This window comes from uncultured Thioclava sp. (genome assembly GCF_913064665.1).
GTDB lineage: Bacteria > Pseudomonadota > Alphaproteobacteria > Rhodobacterales > Rhodobacteraceae > Thioclava > Thioclava arctica.
On record NZ_CAJYBT010000019.1, the window covers coordinates 22,284 to 40,912 of the forward strand.

Sequence of the window (18,629 nt, forward strand, 5' to 3'; positions counted from 1 at the left end):
GAACGAAACGCGAACATCTGTCTAGCCCCCGCTACGCTGGCGCTTTCAGCCAAGCAACACCCAGCCCAAAAGCACAACGATACAGGCGCGCAAAATCGTTGTGCCAAGGCTTGCGCCGCGCGCAATCAGGGCGGCCTGTGCCAGACCCTCTGGCGGAATCAAACGCAGCAAATCCTCGGCAAGCGTGCGAAACATCTCGGCGACAAAAAGCGCCGCAACCAGCAGGAAATACAGGACATAATCAATCGCGCGCGCATGGCCTGCGACCAGAACCGGCAGCAACAAGAACGCCGCCAAGACCTCGTATCGCAGCGCCTCGACGCGCCAGATCCGCTCCAATACCGGGCCAATTCCGGCGCGCGCAGGAGGGGCCTGCGCTGTCTCTGTCTCGCTCATGGCATCATCCTGTTCGCGCGTCTTGATCGCGCTAGGATACGGGACGCGCGCGCCGTGCCTAAGTGCCAAGATGTCGCAGTGGCGACGCTTTGCTGAAGCTGCTTGCGTCCCCCTTGTCGGCGCGTGTTTGTGCGCCTATCTGTGGGGCGACGGTTACTGCTCGATGCGTGTGAGGCCCTTTTCCAGTGGCCTATACCTTTCCTGAGGGGGCTGGCTCTGTCGTGGCCCTGGCCTTGTTATCTGGCGCCCACCTGATCTTTCAGGTCTCCCGGGAACTCTCGCCTTCCACGGTTGCTGCGGTTTCCGTCACCCAAGCGCGTTCTGCGCAGCACAAAGCCCCGCCGGATCGGACGGGGCTTTTGCAATATCACGATAACGTCGGCAGTCGCGGGTATCAGCGACGGCGTTTGAGTTGCTGATCAATCTGGCGCCGCGTGCGCCCCTCTTCCACGGGGATGCGAATCGCCAAGCGTTCAGCGGCGTGCATCGTGGGAATCGCGTCGCGCTTGCCCCCCGAAGCCCCGTCATCTTCCGAGGCCATGCGCATCACCGCGATGGCAAATTGCACGCCGGAAAACACCACCGTGTTGAACACAACCAGCAGCGCGACCGCGATATAGCCGATGTCGGAGGTCGAGATCAGGTGCCACAGATTGCCAATATTGAACCACAGCAGCAGGCCGACAAAGGCCAGTGCAATGAAAAAGCCAAAGATAACGTTCTTGATATAGAGGTGGACGAGTTCAGGCATGATGAAACCCCTTTGCTTACCCTGAGAGTAACGCAGATTTGCCCGAATTCTAGTGGGGATTCGTTGAAACACCCTTAATCGGCGGCAATTGGCCCGTGGCAAGTGGTCGCAAACGCGCAAAAGGGCGGTTCAGAACGCGTCGGGGCGCAATGCATGCGCCATATGATCCAGCACGGCATTCACGAATTTCGGCTCTTTTCCCTCGGGAAAGAAGGCGCGCGCCACATCAACGAATTCGGTAATCACAACCTTGGGCGGGGTCGCGGGGGTCGACAGTTCTGCGCCAGCCGCACGAAACAGCGCGCGCAGCACCGGGTCGATCCGGTCGATCGGCCATTTCGCCACCAAGGCTTGATCCGTCGCTTGGTCAATCCTGGCCTGCCAGGTTACCGCATCATCAATCAGACGGCGAAACAGGTTGGTATCGCCCTCGGCCATCTCGCCCTGATCTTCGTAGCTTGCGCCAAAGCGATGGGTCTCAAATTCAGCGCGCACGCGATCTGCGCCCTGCCCTGCGGCCTCCATCTGAAACAGCGCCTGCACGGCATAAAGCCGCGAGGCAGATTTCATCTGGCGCTTTTCTTCCAGCGTGGGTTTGGGGCGCTTGGGCGCGTCTTCGGCGCTGTGCTCAGTCATGCGTTGCTCGATCCGTCTGGCTCGCCGGCGATGCGAAAGGACTCGGTAGGTTTGAACCCGATACCCTTCGTCCGGCGAGCCCATTTGCGCGACAATGAGATCAGATGCAAGGCCGCAGCCGCCGCACCGCCACCTTTGTTTTGATCTGCAGGGTCGGCGCGCACCGCCGCCTGATCATAGGTCTCGACCGTCAGGATGCCATTGCCGATGCAAATTCCCTCAAGTCCGAGCAGCGTCAAGCCGCGCGAACTATCGTTGCAAACGGTGTCGTAATGCGTGGTCTCCCCCCGGATCACGCAGCCCAGCGCGACGAAGCCATCGTAATCGGCCATGCGCGCGGCCATTGCGATCGCCGTGGGAATTTCCAGCGCGCCGGGCACCTCGATCAGATCGACATGCGCACCTGCCTGCTTGGCCGTGGCGCGCGCGCCCGCAACCAGATTGTCGGCGATGTCCTTGTAATAGGGCGCGACGACGATCAGCAGGCGGGGCGCACCGTCGAAGCTGGGCAGATCAAGGATGTGATGGGTCTCGTTTGACGCCATGGGTCAGCCCTCCGTAATCGGTTGTGTGCCGACGATGCGCAGCCCGTAAGCCTCAAGGCCGACATATTTCGTCTGCGGGTTATCGGTCAGCAAAATCAGGTCATGCAGCCCCATCGAGGACAGGATCTGCGAACCAAGCCCGATCTGTTTGATCGTGCGCGGGCCTTGCTCTTCCTCGCGCAGCAGCTTGGCGGAGGGGTCACGGAACAGGCAGACCGCACCGCGCCCCTCGCGCGCGACGATCTCCATCGCGCGACGCACCTCGTCCGAAGGGCCCGGACCGATGCCCAGCACATCATCCAGCACATTGAGCGAATGAGTGCGCACCAGCACCGGGTCAGGCGTGGTGATATCGCCCTTCACCAGCACGATATGATCCACACCCTCGGCCTGATCGGTAAAGACGCGCATTTCCCAATCCCCGCCATGGCTGGAGGTGACGGGCTGACGCGCGACCTCGCGCACGAGATTGTCGTGACGGCGCCGATAAGCGATCAGGTCGGAAATCGTGCCAATTTTGAGGCCGTGTTTCTGGCCGAATGCGATCAGCTCGGGCAGGCGCGACATGTGGCCGTCATCGCCCATGATCTCGCAGATCACTCCGGCCGGTTTCAGCCCAGCCAGACGCGCGACATCGACTGCCGCCTCGGTATGACCGGCACGCACCAGCACGCCGCCGTCGCGCGCGCGCAGCGGGAATACATGCCCCGGTGTTGCGAGATCTTGCGCACCCTTTGCAGGGTTGATCGCCACGGCCACTGTCTGCGCACGATCATGCGCCGAGATTCCAGTCGTGATGCCTTCGCGCGCCTCGATAGTGACGGTAAATGCGGTCTCGTGGCGCATCGAATTGGCGCGCACCATCGGGGGCAGCCCCAGTTGCTCGACCCGCTCGGCGGTCAGCGGCAAGCAGATCAGACCGCGCCCAAAGGTGGCCATGAAATTCACCGCCTCGGGAGTGCATTTCTCAGCCGGAATATACAGATCGCCCTCATTCTCGCGATCCTCGTGATCGACCAAAATGACCATGCGACCCGCGCGGGCCTCTTCGATGATCTCTTCGGTGGGCGAGATCGCATCGCGCAGGCTTTTCTCAACCGCACCGGGAACGTCGTGGGTGCCGGATTTATCCACTGGTTTGGGCGTGTTCATACCTGCCACTCCTGCAGCCGCGCGACATAGCGCGCGAGCGTGTCGATTTCGAGATTGATGCGATCACCGGCCTTGGCCTGACCCCAGTTCGTGACCTGTTTGGTATGGGGAATGATGTTGACGCCGAAACAGTCGCCATCGACCTCATTCACCGTCAGCGAGGTGCCATTAAGCGCAACCGAGCCCTTGGGCGCGATGAATTTCGCCAAACCCTCGGGCACGCGAAAGGTAAACCGCGTGCTGTCGCCCTCATCCACCATCGCCTCGATCTGCGCCACGCCATCGACATGGCCCGACACGATATGCCCGCCGAGCTCGTCGCCGACTTTCAGCGCGCGCTCAAGGTTGATCTGCTTGCCGACCTGCCAGCCACCGCTGCTATCGTTGCCGCGCCCGCCGATATTGGTCTTGGCCAGACTCTCGGCCGAGATTTCAACGTCAAACCAGTTTTGCGGCGTGCTGCCCGTGGCGATCACGGTCAGACAGCAGCCATCGCAAGCGATCGACGCGCCAATCTCGATCCCGGCCACGTCATATTGCGTGCCGATGCGCGCGCGCAGATCGCCGCGTTGCTCTAGCTCCAGCACCACTCCGATATCGGTCACGATCCCGGTAAACATCGGTCTCTCCCCTCAGATTGCGGCTTTCAACTAGCCCGCGCGCGGCCCCGCTGCAAGGTTGCGCGCGCACAGACACCCTGCAGCAATTAACCACATCTTCGCGTTTGCGCCCTAAATTTGCCGCAACAGGCGTTAAAAATAGCGAAATACCAGTGACTTCATGTCGCAAATGCGCGATTGCCAAGCGCAACCTAAGGATCTGACTTGCGATGACTGCCGCAACCGACCGCCACTTCCTGCTGTTACAAGGGCCTCATGGGCCCTTCTTTCACCAGTTGGGCAAGATGTTGCGCGCCGCAGGTGCCACGGTCTGGCGAGTCAGCTTTAACAAGGGCGACGAGAATTTCTGGTTCGATCGCGCCTCTCTGATCCGCTATCAGGGCGCGCCTGATGACTGGCCTGCCCATTTCGCGCAACTCATTGCAGACAAGGGCATCACCGATCTGGTTCTCTATGGCGACACCCGCCCGATCCACGCCCAAGCGGTCGCGGCGGCGCGCGCAGCAGGGCTGACCGTGCACGTCTTTGAAGAGGGCTATTTGCGCCCCTACTGGGTGAGCTACGAACGCGGCGGATCAAATGGGCATTCGCGCCTGATGGAGATGAGCGTGGCGCAGATGCGCGCCGCGTTGGCACGGATGGAGATCGAGTTTCCCGATGCCCCGCCGCGCTGGGGCGACACGCGCCACCATATTTTCTACGGCGCACTCTACCATTTCTTCGTGATGGTGCGAAACGGACCCTATCGCAAATTCCGCCCCCATCGCAGCCTGTCCGTCATTGCTGAATTCCGCCTTTGGCTGAACCGGCTGATGCTTTTGCCGTTGCATATGATGGAGCGCCAGATCGCGACCGCGCGGATCAAATATGGCGGATTTCCCTATCATTTGGTGCTGTTGCAGCTAGAACATGATGCCAGCTTTCAGATGCATTCGCAGTTCACCAGCCAGACCGAGTTTATCGACACCGTGATGGCAGGCTTTACCAACGGCGCGCCGCGCCACCACCACCTCGTGTTCAAGGCGCATCCGCTCGAAGATGGACGCGCCCCGATCCGCGACGCCATTTTGAGCGCTGCCGACCGGCTGGGGCTGCGCGAACGGGTGCATTTCGTGCGCGGTGGCAAGCTGGCGGGGCTGCTCTCGCAGGCGCGCTCGGCGGTTACGGTGAATTCGACCGCAGCCCAGCAAGCGCTGTGGCGCGGCTTGCCCGTGAAATGCTTTGGCCGGGCGGTGTTCGACAAGCCGGAATTTACCTCGGCTCAACCGATCGAGGCGTTTTTTCACGCCCCCACCCGGCCCGATGCGCGCGCCTATCGCGACTATCGTCACTACCTTCTGGAAACCAGCCAAGTGCCCGGCGGCTTCTACTCGGCCCGTGCCAGACGCGCGCTTTTGCGCCAAGTGGTGGATATGATCTTGGCCCTCGAAGACCCCTATGATGCGCTCTCGCAAGGCAAAGCGGCACCTCGGCAACAGTTGCGGGTTGTAAAATAGTAGAACTGGTTTTTTGTCAGCTTTTTGAGTAGCGTGGCTGCAAAACAACAAGCAGCATCCCGAAAAAGGAGCTCGAGCAGTGACAGCAAATACGACCAGGAGGGCCGTTTTGACGGGCCTTTCCGCAACGCTTTTGACGGCGTCTTGTGCCCTTCCGCGGCCCGGACCCAATAAACGTGAAATTTTCTCAGGCTCCGTAATGCGCAAAGGCGATGCCTTTGTCGTCAAGGTGAATGATTTCGTCACGCGCGAAACGGCCGTGCAACCCTCGCTCGGGTTTTCGTCGAATTTCATCAATGCCGGGCCGATCGGGTCGGATACGATCCGTCCTGGCGACACGCTGAGCCTGACGATCTGGGAAAACGTCGATGACGGGCTGCTCGCTGGCAAGGGCACCAACGCCACCCAACTGCAACAGGTGCAGGTCGATGGCGCGGGCTATATTTTCGTTCCCTATGCGGGGCGTATCAAAGCTGCGGGCAACACACCCGATGGGTTGCGCCGCGTCATCACCTCCAAACTTGACGCCCAAACGCCCGATCCACAGGTGTTGGTCACCCGCACGGCGGGCGATGGTGCGACCGTGTCGGTGATGGGCGCAATCAATGGCCAAGGCGTGTATCCGATCGAGCGCCCAACCCGCACGCTGTCGGCAATGCTGGCGCATGCGGGCGGCGTGTCGATCCCCGCCGAAGTGGCCCGGATCACCGTCAAACGCGGCAATCTTGCAGAGTCGGTTTGGCTCAAAGATCTGTACGACAATCCGAAAATGGACATCGCGCTGCGCGCCAATGACGTGATTTTGGTCGAGAAAGACCAGCGCGCCTTCACCGCGCTCGGGGCAACGGGCAGCCAAGCGCGCGTGCCGTTCGAAACGCAGACGCTCTCGGCGCTTGAGGCGATCGCGACCGTGGGCGGACTGCAATCCAACCTCGCCGATCCAACCGGTGTTTTCGTGCTGCGCAACGAGTCGGCCGATATCGCAATGAAAGTACTTGGACGCAGCGATTTGGTGGGCGATCAGCGCATGATCTATGTGCTCGATCTGACCGAACCGAATGGCATGTTCATGGCCCGCGACTTCGCGATCCGTGATGGTGACACGGTCTATGTGACCGAAGCGCCCTTCGTGCAATGGCAGAAAACGCTGTCCGCACTGACGGCTCCGATTGGCACGGTAAATACGCTCAACACGCTCGCTGGGAAACTATGAGCGCATTCCAGGAACGAAGAGCCGCCGGGAGCCACTCCCGGCGGCTTTTCTTTTATAACGGCGGGTTGCTACGCCAGAAACGCCTACGCACCATCTTGCGCGCGTCGGGCTATCAGTTGCGCGTCGGCCTGCCCAAACCCGACGATCAGGTGATGGTATGGGGCCGCTCGCCCTTTGCTGCACGCGGCGAGGCGGTTGCGGCGAAATACGGGGCTGGTTTGATCCGTCTTGAGGATGCGTTCTTGCGCTCGATCCATCCGGGGCGCGCGGGCGAGGCACCGCTTGGCGTGCTCATCGACCCGGACGGCGTACATTTCGACAGCACGACACCGTCCCGCATGGAACGCCTTCTGGCAAGCGAGCCGCTTGACGATACTGCCATTTTACAACGTGCACGCGATGGAATGGCGCGGATCAAGGCCCTGAACTTGTCGAAATACAACAATTTCGATCCTGACCTGCCTGCGCCCGAACCCGGCTATGTCTTGGTCATAGATCAGACCCGTGGCGATGCCTCGATCACTCATGGGCGTGGGAATGCCGCGATGTTTCGCGAGATGTTGGCGGTGGCGCGGATCGAAAATCCGACAGTGCCGATCATCATCAAGACCCATCCCGAAAGCCGTGACGGGCATCGCCCGGGGCATTTCGATGCCCAAAGCGGAGATGCTAACACGCGGATTTGCGACGCCCCCATATCGCCTTGGGCGCTGCTTGAGGGCGCGATTGCGGTCTATACCGTGTCGTCATTGATGGGCTATGAGGCGATCTTGGCCGGGCATAAACCGCGGGTCTTTGGCCAGCCTTTCTATGCGGGATGGGGGCTTACGCTGGATGAAAATCCCGTCGCGCGCCGCGAACGCAAAGTGACGCGCGCGCAAATCTTCGCAGTGTCCCATATCCTCGCACCAACATGGTTTGATCCGTGTCGCGGCCAGATTTGCAGTTTCGAAGCGGCTGTGGATCATCTTGAGGCCGAAGTGCGGGCATGGCGCGAAGATCGCAACGGCTATGTCATGGGGTCCATGTCGCTTTGGAAACGCGCCCATCTGCGGCAGTTTTTCGGACGCTACGGGCGGGTGCGCTTTGGTCGCCATCGTGATCCTGTCCGCCCCTATCTGTGCTGGGCCTCGCGCCAGAGCGACGCGCAGGCAGACAATGTGATCAATCTGGAAGATGGGTTCTTGCGCTCACGCGGCTTGGGTGCCGATCTGATTGCTCCGATTTCGCTGATCCGGGATCGTACGGGTATCTATTATGATCCGAGCAAGCCAAGCGACCTAGAAGCTCTTATCGCGCAAGAGCCGCCCCCCGGGGAACGGATGCGCACAGAGCGGTTGATCGCATATCTGCGCGACATGAAATTGTCGAAATACAACCTTGGCGGCGATATGCCAGACTTGCCTGAAGGCCACCGTATTCTGGTGCCAGGGCAAGTCGAAGACGACGCCTCCATTCGTCTCGGCGCGGGCGAAGTTTGCACAAATGCGATGTTATTGGCAAAAGTGCGGGCGGAAAACCCCGATGCGATTGTTCTTTTTAAACCTCACCCGGATGTTGAGGCAGGGCTGCGCCTTGGCCATTTGAGCGATGAAGAAGCGCTTAAATATGCCGATCTAGTCTTGCACAAATCCGACCCTATCGCGTTGATCGATGCGGTTGACGAGGTCTGGACCATGACCTCGCTTTTGGGTTTTGAGGCGCTGTTGCGGGGCAAGAGGGTGACCACGACTGGTGCGCCGTTTTACGCAGGCTGGGGGCTTACGCGCGATCTGGGTGTGGTACCGGATCGGCGCAAAGCGCGGCCCGATCTGGTGCAGCTGGTGCATGCCGCGCTGATTGCATACCCGCGCTATCGCGACCCGATCAGCGGGTTGCCCTGCCCGGTCGAGGTCGCAGTTGAACGCTTGGCCTCGGGTCGCCTGCCCCGGCCAGGCCCTTTCAACCGAAGCATCGCGAAACTACAGGGGGTTTTTGCCTCTTATGCGTGGGTCTGGCGACGCCAGCGGTGATAGAGATCGCCACCGATCGCCCGGCTTTCCACCAATTCGAAACGCGCCGCATCGCCAAGCCGAGCAAGACCAAGCGCCCCCAAGCCGGGCCGCCCCTCTGACCCCAAAGCAAGGCCCGCAGTGTAGCCAATCAATTCATCCACAAGGCTCGCGCGCAACAAAGCCGCACCAAACGCGCCCCCGCCTTCACAAAATACCCGCGTCAGACCGAGCGTTCCAAGAGCCTGCAGCGCAGCTTCAAGATCAAGCTGTTGATCGGAAACTGAAATCTCATGCAACTCGGCCCCCGCGCTGCGCCAGAAGGCGCGCGCCTCCGCAGGCGCATCGGGACCATGCAGCAGCCATAGCGGCGCCTGTTCCAGCGACCCCGCCAAGACGTTGCGCGGCAAGTCGAGCCCCTTGCTTGCCACCACGCGCACTGGCGCAAGTTTAGGCTGAAAGCGGCGCACGGTGAGCAGCGGGTCATCGGCGCGCGCCGTGCCGCCCCCCACTATCACCGCATCAAATTGCGCCCGCAGCGCATGCACATGGGCGCGCGCTTGCGGGCCGGTAATCCATTGGCTTTCACCGCTTGCGGTCGCTATGCGCCCGTCAAAGCTCGTGGCTAGTTTCAGGGCCAGCCATGGCCGCGCCTTGGTGATGCGGGTCAAAAATCCGGCTTGTGCGGCGCGCGCCTGAGCCTCAAGAACGCCCTCGCTGACCGCGATCCCCGCCGCGCGCAGCTTGGCGTGGCCTGCCCCTTTCACGCGCGGATCGGGATCTTGCAGCGCCGTGACGACCCGAGCCACCTTGGCCGCGATCAGCGCTTCGGCGCAAGGTGGGGTTTTTCCGTGATGGGCGCAGGGCTCAAGCGTGACATAGACGGTCGCGCCTTGCGCAGCCGCGCCCGCTTGCGCCAACGCGCGCACCTCGGCATGCGGGCGACCGCCGGGCTGCGTCCATCCGCGCCCCACGATCCGCCCCTCTTTGACGATCACGCAGCCGACAGCCGGGTTGGGCCACACATTGCCCAAACCCCGCGCCGCAAGCCCAAGCGCAAGCCGCATGAACCGACGGTCGGCCTCGCTCACTCGCCGTCGCCACCAATCGGCGGGCGCAGTTCGGAGACGAATTTGTCGAAATCGTCTGCTTCTTGGAAGTTCTTGTAAACGCTTGCAAAACGCACATAGCCAACGGTATCGATCCGCGCCAATGTCTCCATCACGATCTCACCGATGATCTTGGAAGAAATATCAGTCTCCCCCATGCTTTCCAGTCGGCGCACGATACCCGAGATCATCTGATCAATGCGTTCCGGATCAACGGGGCGTTTTTGCATCGCGATCCGGATCGAGCGTTCAAGCTTGTCACGATCAAAATCTTCGCGCTTGCCAGAGGTCTTGATGACCACCAGGTCGCGCAGTTGCACCCGTTCATAGGTCGTGAAACGACCACCACATGCCGGGCAAAACCGCCGACGCCGGATCGCAACATGATCCTCGGCCGGGCGGCTATCTTTCACCTGAGTATCGACATTTCCACAAAATGGGCAGCGCATGGCATCCCCCTTTTTCCTTGTCCCGCCGCTATCTAGGGTCTTTACGCCCCGCTTACCCACAAGACCTTAGCCCACCCCCAAAGATTTGGGTAGAAAAAATGTGAACGCGCTAGATATGGCGGCAGGATGTGGCCGGACGGACTCAACGCAACAGGGCGATCACCTCACGGAGGTGCGGGGCGGTGCGATGTTCGAAAAGGTAAATTCCTTGCCATGTTCCAAGCATCATCCGGCCAGAAATGATGGGAATCTGCAAGCTCACCGGCAAAAGAGACGCCTTGATATGGGCTGGCATATCATCGGGCCCTTCATAGGTGTGGGTGATATAGGCCATCGATGGGTCGGTTGTAGGCGGCACGAGGCGATGGAAAAATTCGGTCAGATCGCTGCGTACCTCGGGGTCTGCATTTTCCTGAATGAGCAGGCTGGCCGAGGTGTGGCGCACCATCAAACTCAGCAGCGCCTCGTCACGGTCGCATCCCGCAACCCAAGCGGCAACGTCGCGGGTGAACTCATACAGGCCCGGGCCGCGTGTTGCGATCTCAAAGGCGCGGTGCATCAGGATTTGGGCTTGGCATCAACCTTGGGTGCAGGACGGGCCTGCGTGCGATCGGTCGCCACGATTGCCAGACATTCGGGATTGATATCCATTGTCTTGCGCTCGCGAGCAAAGGCTGCGTCCAGCGCGCCGGCTGTCAGCCCCTTTTTCACAATCGCCTTGGGTGTGGGCGTGCCATCGCCGACGCCAGACACCAACGTGTAGCGCTCATTGCCCTCCTCTACTACATAGAGAAAGCAGGTGCCCTGTTGATCCATGCGCGGCGCGCCCGCAGGGGACATTCCATCCATCTGACAAGCCGCGAGGGCGAAAGGGGCGAGGAGTAGAAGGCGGGTCATGTGCAGGCTCCGTCTGGGTTTTGGCAAGGGTAGCAGCCGTATAGGCGTTGCGAAAGACGGATCATGCTACGCGCGCTTAGGGCATGTGCATCAGCCCGTCCATTTGGCAGCCAAACCGCGCCAGATCAGCGTCAAGATCGTGTTTATGGGCCTTGAAGCGCTTGTCGTGGGCGGCCATCTCGTCTTGGCTTGGCAGCTTGCCCGTGGCGCGCTGCGCCTTGGTCTCAAGCTCAAGCTTGGCGGCGGTGTCGCGATATTTGCTCTCAAAAACCACGCGAGCCTGCGCCCATTTTGCAGCTGCCTCATCTTTCGAGGCAGCCTTGCAGGTGAAGAGGTAGATCAAACCTGCCGGCTTATCGGGGATGTAAAACTGCTTTTTGGCATCAGCTTGCGCGATGCCCGCGAGCGATGCGCAAGCCAGCGAAATGGCAACCATCAAAGCTTTCATTTTGCCCCCGAGGATTGAAAACGCCCCCTCGCGGGGGCGCAATTCTTACTGATCCAAGAAACTCCGCAGCTTGCGGCTCCGGCTGGGATGCTTCAGCTTGCGCAACGCCTTCGCCTCGATCTGGCGGATCCGTTCGCGGGTCACGCTGAACTGCTGGCCGACCTCTTCCAGCGTGTGATCAGTGTTCATCCCGATCCCAAAGCGCATCCGCAGCACACGTTCTTCGCGCGGAGTAAGGCTAGCCAGAACGCGGGTCGTGGTTTCCTTCAGGTTCTCCTGAATGGCGGAATCCAGCGGCAGAACTGCGTTCTTGTCTTCGATGAAATCGCCAAGCTGGCTGTCTTCCTCGTCGCCGATCGGCGTTTCAAGACTGATCGGCTCCTTGGCGATTTTCATCACCTTGCGCACCTTCTCAAGCGGCATTTGCAGCTTTTCGGCCAATTCTTCGGGCGTGGGTTCGCGACCGATTTCATGCAGCATCTGACGCCCGGTGCGCACCAGCTTGTTGATCGTCTCGATCATATGGACCGGTATGCGGATCGTGCGGGCCTGATCCGCGATAGACCGCGTGATCGCCTGACGGATCCACCAGGTCGCATAGGTCGAGAATTTATAGCCGCGGCGATATTCGAACTTATCGACGGCCTTCATCAGGCCGATATTGCCTTCCTGAATGAGATCAAGGAATTGCAGGCCGCGGTTGGTGTATTTCTTGGCGATCGAAATCACGAGGCGCAGGTTGGCCTCGACCATTTCTTTCTTGGCCTGTCGGGCCTCTTTTTCGCCCTTCTGCACCTGATTCACGATGCGGCGGAATTCGGAAATGTCGACGCCGACATATTGGCCGACCTGCGCCATCTCGGCGCGCAGCTCCTCAACTTTGTCGGGAGAGCGTTCGAACAGCATCTGCCAACCACGGCCGGATTTCGCCATCATCCGCTCCACCCAAGTCGGGTCGAGTTCGTAGCCGCGATATTCCTCGATGAATTCGCGACGGTTGATGCGTGCCTGATCGGCGATTTTCACCATACCGGAATCGATCGACATGATCTTGCGGTTGATGCCGTAAAGCTGGTCGATCAGCGCCTCGATCCGGTTGTTGTGCAGGTGCATCGAATTCACCAGTTCAACAATTTCCGAGCGCAGTTTTTGATAGGCGGCTTCGGCGTTCACCGAGAAGGAGTCATCCTCATTGAGCGTCGCCGACATCCGCAGATCCTGCATTTCGGCCAGCTCGCCATAGTGACGCGCTATGATCTCAAGCGTTTCCAGAACACGCGGCTTGAGCGCGGCTTCCATCGCGGCCAGCGACAGGTTCGCCCCCTCATCCTCATCATCGTCGTCAGACTGAATCGGGTTGCCATCGGCATCGAGTTCCTGCTCAGAGGATTTTTCCTCTTGCGCGGACGCTACACCATCGACCACCGGAGCGGTGACGACATCTTCGCCCTCTTCGTCCAGCGAATTGCCGAAAGTGGTTTCAAGATCGATCACATCGCGAAGCAAAATCTCTTCGTTGAGAAGTTCGTCGCGCCAGATCGTGATGGCCTGAAAGGTCAGCGGGCTTTCGCACAGGCCCGCGATCATCGTATTGCGGCCAGCCTCGATGCGCTTGGCGATCGCGATCTCGCCCTCGCGCGACAGCAGCTCGACCGAGCCCATCTCGCGCAGATACATCCGCACCGGGTCGTCGGTGCGATCCAGCGTTTCCGTGGTCGAACTGGACACCGCAACCTCGCGAGAGCCCGCGCCCGTCGTCGCCACGGCGCCACCGCTGCTCGCGTTTTGGCTTTCTTCTTCATCGGCCTCATCGGCCTCGATCACGTTGATGCCCATCTCGGAGAGCATCGACATCACATCTTCAATCTGGTCGCCCGAAACATGTTCGGGCGGCATCACCTTGTTGAGCTGGTCGTAAGTGATGAAGCCACGTTCGCGCGCCTCGGCGATCATCCGTTTCACGGCGGCTTGGCTCATGTCGAAAGAGGTGGCGTCGTCGCTTTGAGCGTCGGATTTGGTGTCGTCGGTATCTTTGGCGGCCATGTGGGCTCCTCGGTCAGGCTTGCGTGCACTCAAGCTATGACGAAAGCGAATCATATTTCATCTATGTAGCGAATCGTTGCGGCGAATCACAGGGGCGCGAGGCATCTGGACGGAAAGTTGATGTGCCCTGTGACAGCAATGATTCGGTTTTAATCGACCGGAGCGTGCAAACCCCCGGCCTGTCAGTGTTTCTTGCGCCAGATTTGCCCGTCGATCATGGCTTGTAACTGCGCCGAAAGGGCGGCGCGATCCTCACCAGTATCCGAGTTATCCTCTAGCTTCGATCTTTCAGCCTGATGACGTAGCGTTGCGGCTTGTGCAAGTCGCCACGTCACACCCTCATCTGCCAATCCCTCCAAATCCTCCATCGCATCGGCAATCTCATCGCGCATCGCTCGCGCTGCTTCAAGCTTGGCCAACTCCTCGGCCAGACACATCCGCGCCAATTCGATATCGTCGACTTTAACAATCGGGGGTGCTGATCGCAGGTGGGGCAGCGCGAGCAGCTTTTCAAGGTCTGCACCGACCTGCGCGCGCAGTTTTTCTATGATCTCCTCGGGCGGGGTTGCGGCTTGGGCCAGCATCAGGTGGCGCAAACGGTCATGGGTCTGATCGCGCAGATCGACCGCTTCTAGCTGGGCTTCGAACGGGGCGATCAGCGCGGGATGGATCGTGCAAATGCCCAGAATCATCGCCCCGCGCAGATGTTCGGACAAATCATCCACCGCGGCGCCCAGCAGTGAGGCGCGGGTTTCAGGCAGCGCGTTGGGCGGCGGGGTAAAGCGACCCTTGCCGCGTGCGCCCGGCTTGAAATCAGCGCGCCGCTGCGGGGGTTTGGTTCCACGCTGGCCTGCGCCAAACAGATCCCAGCGCAGGCGTTTGATTTCCTCACCGTAATGGGCACGGATCGAGGGATCTGCGATGCGCTTGATCGCGGCGCGCAAGGATTTATCCAGCATGGCGCGCCGCTCGGGGCTGTCAAACACCTTGCCCTCGATTTCGCGCTGCCACAGCAGGCTGACCATCGGCTTGGCCTCGGCCAGCACCTTGGCCATCGCCTCTTTGCCCTGCGCTTTGATCAGATCGTCCGGGTCAAGCCCCGCAGGCATCACCGCAAAGCGCAGCGCCTTGCCCGCCTCCAGCAGTGGCAGCGCCAAATCAACCACCCGCAGTGCCGCGCGCATGCCCGCCGTGTCGCCATCCAGCGCGATAATCGGCTCGTCATGGATGCGCCACATCAGGCGCAGTTGATCTTCGGTCACGGCAGTGCCAAGCGGGGCCACCGCACCGCCAAAGCCTGCCTCGACCATCGCGATCACGTCCATATAGCCTTCGCAGACCACCAGCGGCGCATCCTTGCCGCAGGCCTCACGCGCGGGCCCGTGGTTATAGAGCGAGCGTCCCTTATCGAACAAAGTCGTTTCAGGACCGTTAAGATATTTCGCCCGCGCATTGGGGTCCATTGCGCGCCCGCCAAGGCTGATCGCGCGGCCCCGCCCGTCGCGGATCGGAAAGATGATGCGGCCGCGAAAGCGATCATAGGGCGCACCGCCATCGTCGGGTCGGGCGCAAAGCCCCGCCTCGACGATCAGATCGGGCGCAAAGCCCTTGGCCGTGAGCGCCTGAAACAGCCCCTGTCGCTGATCGGGCGCGAAACCGATCTCAAAGCGCTTTTGCGCCTCGCCATCCAGTCGGCGCCCTGCCAGATAGTCGCGCGCGCCCTGTCCAACGGCAGTGGACAGCATCAGCCGGTAGTGCTGAACGCCTGCCTCCATCACCTCGGCCAACTGGGCACGGCGATCGGATTTTTCCTGCGCCTTGGGGTCGCGCGCGGGCATCGTCATCCCGGCTTCACGCGCCAGAATCTCGACCGCCTCCATGAAGCCCACATTTTCGGTTTCGCGAATGAAAGACAGCGCATCGCCTTTGGCATGACAGCCAAAACAATAGTAATAGCCCTTGCGATCATCGACGTGGAAGCTGGCGGATTTTTCCTGATGGAACGGGCATGGCGCCCACATATCGCCCTTGCCCTGATTGGACTTGCGCATATCCCAAATGACCTTGCGCCCCACGACCTGAGAGATCGAGGTGCGGGTGCGCAATTCGTCAAGAAATCCGGGCGGCAGGCTCATGGCCCCTATATTGGGCGGCGCGCGCGCGGAGTCGAGAGGGGGATTGTGCGAAGCTGCGCCTGATTCGCCTTTTGAGGCTGCGCGTGGCGCCATCCCCGCCTTATTTCCTGCGTTTTCGCCGCAATTCCTTGTGTGGGAGTTAACAAATTAATGTCGATTGTCTGCATTTCAGAAACCAAACTTGTCAGGATAACCGGCTTCCCCCCTCAACCAGCGACAATCGCTTCATCTTTGCCCCACCCCCGCCTTATTTCCGCCTAAAGCATTAGTCACTTTAGATCCTTGAAGACGTCCGTCTCACGCGGTTGAGGCTTGGGGCCTGCCTGTGGGCAAGGAGTATGACTGATGAAAAAGCGTATTTGCGAGATTTTTGCGAACAACACCAGCAGCCGGCTGTCTCGGCTGCGCCAATTCGCAAGAGACGAAGATGGTGCGCTCATCATTCTGAGTTTGCAGCTGTTCATCATCATGCTTGTGGTGACCGGGGTCGCGATCGATCTCGTACGTCAAGAAGAGCGACGCACCGTGATTCAAGCCACGCTTGACCGCGCCACGTTGGCAGCCGCCGATCTTGACCAAAGCTTGTCACCCGAAGCTGTGGTTAACGATTACATCAACAAAGCGGGCCTCTCCTATCTGGATATGACTCCCGTGGTCGAAGAGGGTGCGCATGGCGAATACCGCCGCGTGACCGCTGCGGTGACAGACAATATGCCAACGATTTTTGGTGAACTTTCAGGCATCAAATCTTTAAGATCGAATGCCAAATCACAGGCTGAAGAATCGATTGGCAATGTCGAAGTGTCGATGGTGCTCGATATCTCGGGCTCAATGAATGATTACGTTTCGGGATACAAAACCCGGATGGATTTGCTCAAGCCGGCGGCGAAAAACTTTGTCACCAAGGTGTTTGATCAGGTCCAACCCGTGGGCGCGCCCGCTGGCCGTCTTGCGATCTCGATCGTGCCCTACAACCAACAGGTGACTTTGGGCTCGACGCTGGGCGGAATCTATCACCTCAGCACGGATCACACGCAAAACACCTGTGTGGATGTGCAGACGCTTGGCTTTGGGTCGCTGCCGATCTCGCCCACTGCAACGCTGCAACGCACGATGTATGGCGACAGCTTTGACTACTGGGGCAATAACTTTGGCCTTTCAACCTACAAGAACATTAATAACTGCCAAGAGAACTCTGACGCCTCTGTCATGGCATTCGAGGATAACGAAGATCAGGTGACGTCCAAGATCGACAAATTGACGCCTGGCGGTGACACCGCGATCGACATCGGGGCACGCTGGGGTCTGGCTCTTTTGGACCCATCTGCGCGCCCGGTCTCAGCGGCGCTCGTGAACAAAGGCGCCATCGGCGCAACGATGAACAAGCACCCGATGGATTATACCAGCGCGACCTCGACCGCAGACGACACTGCGCTCAAAATTCTGGTGCTGTTGACCGATGGTCAGAACACGCGGTCTTTCTCGACCAAAATGGAATATCGCACTGGTCCGTCGGACTTCTTCTCGACCTCAAGCAGCACAGCTTTCTCAACGAACAAAATGAGCAGTCTGTATTGGTTCTCCCAAAGCCGCGCGACAGATGGAGAGGATCCGTATTACAGTTTCGCCACGGGCAAATGGATGGCCGAAAAGGATATCGGGACCAGTCAGACAACCTGCACCGGATATGGGTGGAACAGAACCTGTACCACCAGCTTTCAGAAATTAGATCTGCATTCGATCTCTTGGGAGACCATCTGGGCTCAAAATTACACGCTGCAATACTTTATCTCGAAGTTCCAATACCCGCCGCGCAAGGCAGAAAACTGGAACACCTCTTCGACAGGCATCTACGACGAGATGGCGATCCAGTCGCAATTTGCAACGAAGGACGCGAATTTGAGCGCGCTCTGCACTTTGGCCAAATCGAAAGAAATCCGTATCTTTACCCTTGCGGTGGATGCCCCGCCAGAAGGCGCTGCGGTTCTTAGCAAATGTGCGACCGGTCCAAGCTATGCCTATGAGGTTTCCTCCGACGATATGACCGATGCGTTCAGCTCGATTGCCTCTGCGATCAATGCCCTGCGCCTCACCAACTAAACCTAAGCTGGGCCACGAAATCGGCCCAGCCATCCCCTTCCCGACCCAATGCGGACAAAGACAATGAGCAGCACCGTCCCAAATAAGAAACACAGCAAACGCCTTGGCGCGCTCGCACGGTTTCGCCATGACGAAAGCGGTGCGGTCACCATTCCCACTTTGCCTTGGATCGTCTTTTATCTGTTCCTGACATTTGGCGCGATCGAGATGTCCATCATGATCATGAAGCAAACGCTGTTTGATCGTGGCGTCGCGTTGACGGCGCGCATTATGCAGCTTGGTCTTGATTCCAAACCCGATGAAGAAACGCTGAAAAAGACGATCTGCTCCAATCTCGTCTTCATTTCGAATTGTATGGACAAGCTCTCGGTTGAAACCTTCTCGGTCAATCAATCCGATTGGAGTTCGACCCTGACGGGCAAGGCGCTGAACTGCGAGACCAGTTCAGACAACACCACGCCGCCGCCTTCGAATGTCGAATACGGGACGGATGACCAGATGATGTTGATGCGTGCCTGTGTGCGCGTCCGCCCGATGATGGAAGCTTCGCCCTTTGCCAAGGCGCTGACTGCCGCTTGGCCTTGGGGCGATGAATATGCGCTGGTGGCAACCACCGCCTTCGTGAACGAACCGCGTGTGAAGGATTGA

At 59.6% G+C, this 18,629-nt stretch carries 18 protein-coding genes; 5 read left to right on the plus strand and 13 right to left on the minus strand.

Translation table 11 applies throughout. The features are described 5' to 3' along the window. Positions 1–45: 45 nt before the first annotated feature. From QZ571_RS09865 to QZ571_RS09890, 6 genes are all read right to left on the minus strand, one after another. Entirely contained in the window at positions 46–396 is a 351-nt protein-coding gene (locus tag QZ571_RS09865; RefSeq protein ID WP_295533957.1) for a diacylglycerol kinase, read from the minus strand. A 394-nt stretch (positions 397–790) separates the two neighbouring features. Beyond that, the gene (locus QZ571_RS09870) at positions 791–1,147 is read right to left on the minus strand and encodes a hypothetical protein (RefSeq protein ID WP_295533959.1); all 357 of its coding nucleotides are present in this window, start codon (positions 1,145–1,147) and stop codon (positions 791–793) included. A gap of 129 nt (positions 1,148–1,276) precedes the next feature. Further along, positions 1,277–1,783 (minus strand): transcription antitermination factor NusB, encoded by a 507-nt coding sequence (gene nusB / locus QZ571_RS09875; RefSeq protein WP_295533961.1) that lies wholly within the window; start codon positions 1,781–1,783, stop codon positions 1,277–1,279. Next, positions 1,780–2,328 (minus strand): 6,7-dimethyl-8-ribityllumazine synthase, encoded by a 549-nt coding sequence (locus QZ571_RS09880; RefSeq protein WP_295533963.1) that lies wholly within the window; start codon positions 2,326–2,328, stop codon positions 1,780–1,782. The genes nusB and QZ571_RS09880 overlap by 4 nt, the downstream gene beginning before the upstream one ends. Before the next feature lie 3 nt (positions 2,329–2,331). Then, positions 2,332–3,480, minus strand: a complete 1,149-nt coding sequence (gene ribB / locus QZ571_RS09885) for a 3,4-dihydroxy-2-butanone-4-phosphate synthase (RefSeq protein WP_295533965.1) — start codon at positions 3,478–3,480, stop codon at positions 2,332–2,334. Continuing rightward, the gene (locus tag QZ571_RS09890) at positions 3,477–4,100 is read right to left on the minus strand and encodes a riboflavin synthase (RefSeq protein WP_295533967.1); all 624 of its coding nucleotides are present in this window, start codon (positions 4,098–4,100) and stop codon (positions 3,477–3,479) included. Before QZ571_RS09890 ends, ribB begins: the two co-directional genes overlap by 4 nt. A gap of 209 nt (positions 4,101–4,309) precedes the next feature. On the opposite strand from QZ571_RS09890, the gene QZ571_RS09895 reads away from it, so the two are divergent. The 3 genes from QZ571_RS09895 (at position 4,310) to QZ571_RS09905 (ending at position 8,821) form a co-directional block, all read left to right on the plus strand. After that, entirely contained in the window at positions 4,310–5,596 is a 1,287-nt protein-coding gene (locus tag QZ571_RS09895; RefSeq protein ID WP_295533969.1) for a capsule biosynthesis protein CapA, read from the plus strand. 199 nt (positions 5,597–5,795) lie between these two features. Beyond that, positions 5,796–6,809 (plus strand): polysaccharide biosynthesis/export family protein, encoded by a 1,014-nt coding sequence (locus QZ571_RS09900; protein WP_295533971.1) that lies wholly within the window; start codon positions 5,796–5,798, stop codon positions 6,807–6,809. Beyond that, positions 6,806–8,821, plus strand: a complete 2,016-nt coding sequence (locus tag QZ571_RS09905; RefSeq protein WP_295533973.1) for a capsular polysaccharide biosynthesis protein — start codon at positions 6,806–6,808, stop codon at positions 8,819–8,821. The genes QZ571_RS09900 and QZ571_RS09905 overlap by 4 nt, the downstream gene beginning before the upstream one ends. Here the strand turns inward: QZ571_RS09905 and ribD are convergent. From ribD to dnaG, 7 genes are all read right to left on the minus strand, one after another. Then, the gene (gene ribD / locus QZ571_RS09910; RefSeq protein WP_295533974.1) at positions 8,791–9,891 is read right to left on the minus strand and encodes a bifunctional diaminohydroxyphosphoribosylaminopyrimidine deaminase/5-amino-6-(5-phosphoribosylamino)uracil reductase RibD; all 1,101 of its coding nucleotides are present in this window, start codon (positions 9,889–9,891) and stop codon (positions 8,791–8,793) included. The genes QZ571_RS09905 and ribD overlap by 31 nt on opposite strands. Next, positions 9,888–10,358, minus strand: coding sequence for a transcriptional regulator NrdR (nrdR, locus tag QZ571_RS09915; RefSeq protein ID WP_295533976.1), 471 nt, complete (start codon positions 10,356–10,358; stop codon positions 9,888–9,890). The genes ribD and nrdR overlap by 4 nt, the downstream gene beginning before the upstream one ends. 142 nt (positions 10,359–10,500) lie before the next feature. Further along, positions 10,501–10,917: a secondary thiamine-phosphate synthase enzyme YjbQ gene (locus tag QZ571_RS09920; RefSeq protein WP_295533978.1), complete on the minus strand. Its 417-nt coding sequence runs from the start codon at positions 10,915–10,917 to the stop codon at positions 10,501–10,503. Further along, positions 10,917–11,255 carry a hypothetical protein gene (locus QZ571_RS09925; protein WP_295533980.1) on the minus strand — a complete coding sequence of 113 codons (339 nt, stop codon included), beginning with the start codon at positions 11,253–11,255 and terminating at the stop codon, positions 10,917–10,919. The genes QZ571_RS09920 and QZ571_RS09925 overlap by 1 nt, the downstream gene beginning before the upstream one ends. 76 nt (positions 11,256–11,331) lie before the next feature. Next, positions 11,332–11,703 carry a hypothetical protein gene (locus QZ571_RS09930; protein ID WP_295533982.1) on the minus strand — a complete coding sequence of 124 codons (372 nt, stop codon included), beginning with the start codon at positions 11,701–11,703 and terminating at the stop codon, positions 11,332–11,334. 45 nt (positions 11,704–11,748) lie between these two features. Further along, a complete protein-coding gene (gene rpoD, locus QZ571_RS09935; protein WP_295533983.1) occupies positions 11,749–13,746 on the minus strand; it encodes an RNA polymerase sigma factor RpoD in 1,998 nt (665 codons plus the stop codon). A gap of 182 nt (positions 13,747–13,928) precedes the next feature. Continuing rightward, complete coding sequence (gene dnaG / locus QZ571_RS09940; protein WP_295533985.1) at positions 13,929–15,881, minus strand: DNA primase; 1,953 nt, start codon at positions 15,879–15,881, stop codon at positions 13,929–13,931. A gap of 345 nt (positions 15,882–16,226) precedes the next feature. Between dnaG and QZ571_RS09945 the strand changes: the two genes are divergently transcribed. Beyond that, complete coding sequence (locus QZ571_RS09945) at positions 16,227–17,981, plus strand: TadE/TadG family type IV pilus assembly protein (RefSeq protein ID WP_295533987.1); 1,755 nt, start codon at positions 16,227–16,229, stop codon at positions 17,979–17,981. 63 nt (positions 17,982–18,044) lie between these two features. Further along, on the plus strand, positions 18,045–18,629 hold the full coding sequence (locus tag QZ571_RS09950) for a hypothetical protein (protein ID WP_295533989.1): 585 nt from the start codon (positions 18,045–18,047) through the stop codon (positions 18,627–18,629).

Bases quoted from the DNA above. Each gene is read 5' to 3' on its own strand.
- QZ571_RS09890 (WP_295533967.1), bottom strand. From the start codon at position 4,100: ATGTTTACCGGGATCGTGACCGATATCGGAGTGGTGCTGGAGCTAGAG.
- QZ571_RS09920 (WP_295533978.1), bottom strand. From the start codon at position 10,917: ATGCACCGCGCCTTTGAGATCGCAACACGCGGCCCGGGCCTGTATGAG.
- QZ571_RS09945 (WP_295533987.1), top strand. From the start codon at position 16,227: ATGAAAAAGCGTATTTGCGAGATTTTTGCGAACAACACCAGCAGCCGG.
- QZ571_RS09880 (WP_295533963.1), bottom strand. From the start codon at position 2,328: ATGGCGTCAAACGAGACCCATCACATCCTTGATCTGCCCAGCTTCGAC.
- nusB (WP_295533961.1), bottom strand. From the start codon at position 1,783: ATGACTGAGCACAGCGCCGAAGACGCGCCCAAGCGCCCCAAACCCACG.
- QZ571_RS09895 (WP_295533969.1), top strand. From the start codon at position 4,310: ATGACTGCCGCAACCGACCGCCACTTCCTGCTGTTACAAGGGCCTCAT.
- ribB (WP_295533965.1), bottom strand. From the start codon at position 3,480: ATGAACACGCCCAAACCAGTGGATAAATCCGGCACCCACGACGTTCCC.
- nrdR (WP_295533976.1), bottom strand. From the start codon at position 10,358: ATGCGCTGCCCATTTTGTGGAAATGTCGATACTCAGGTGAAAGATAGC.
- QZ571_RS09865 (WP_295533957.1), bottom strand. From the start codon at position 396: ATGAGCGAGACAGAGACAGCGCAGGCCCCTCCTGCGCGCGCCGGAATT.
- QZ571_RS09900 (WP_295533971.1), top strand. From the start codon at position 5,796: ATGCGCAAAGGCGATGCCTTTGTCGTCAAGGTGAATGATTTCGTCACG.
- QZ571_RS09905 (WP_295533973.1), top strand. From the start codon at position 6,806: ATGAGCGCATTCCAGGAACGAAGAGCCGCCGGGAGCCACTCCCGGCGG.
- QZ571_RS09950 (WP_295533989.1), top strand. From the start codon at position 18,045: ATGAGCAGCACCGTCCCAAATAAGAAACACAGCAAACGCCTTGGCGCG.
- rpoD (WP_295533983.1), bottom strand. From the start codon at position 13,746: ATGGCCGCCAAAGATACCGACGACACCAAATCCGACGCTCAAAGCGAC.
- QZ571_RS09930 (WP_295533982.1), bottom strand. From the start codon at position 11,703: ATGAAAGCTTTGATGGTTGCCATTTCGCTGGCTTGCGCATCGCTCGCG.
- dnaG (WP_295533985.1), bottom strand. From the start codon at position 15,881: ATGAGCCTGCCGCCCGGATTTCTTGACGAATTGCGCACCCGCACCTCG.
- QZ571_RS09870 (WP_295533959.1), bottom strand. From the start codon at position 1,147: ATGCCTGAACTCGTCCACCTCTATATCAAGAACGTTATCTTTGGCTTT.
- QZ571_RS09925 (WP_295533980.1), bottom strand. From the start codon at position 11,255: ATGACCCGCCTTCTACTCCTCGCCCCTTTCGCCCTCGCGGCTTGTCAG.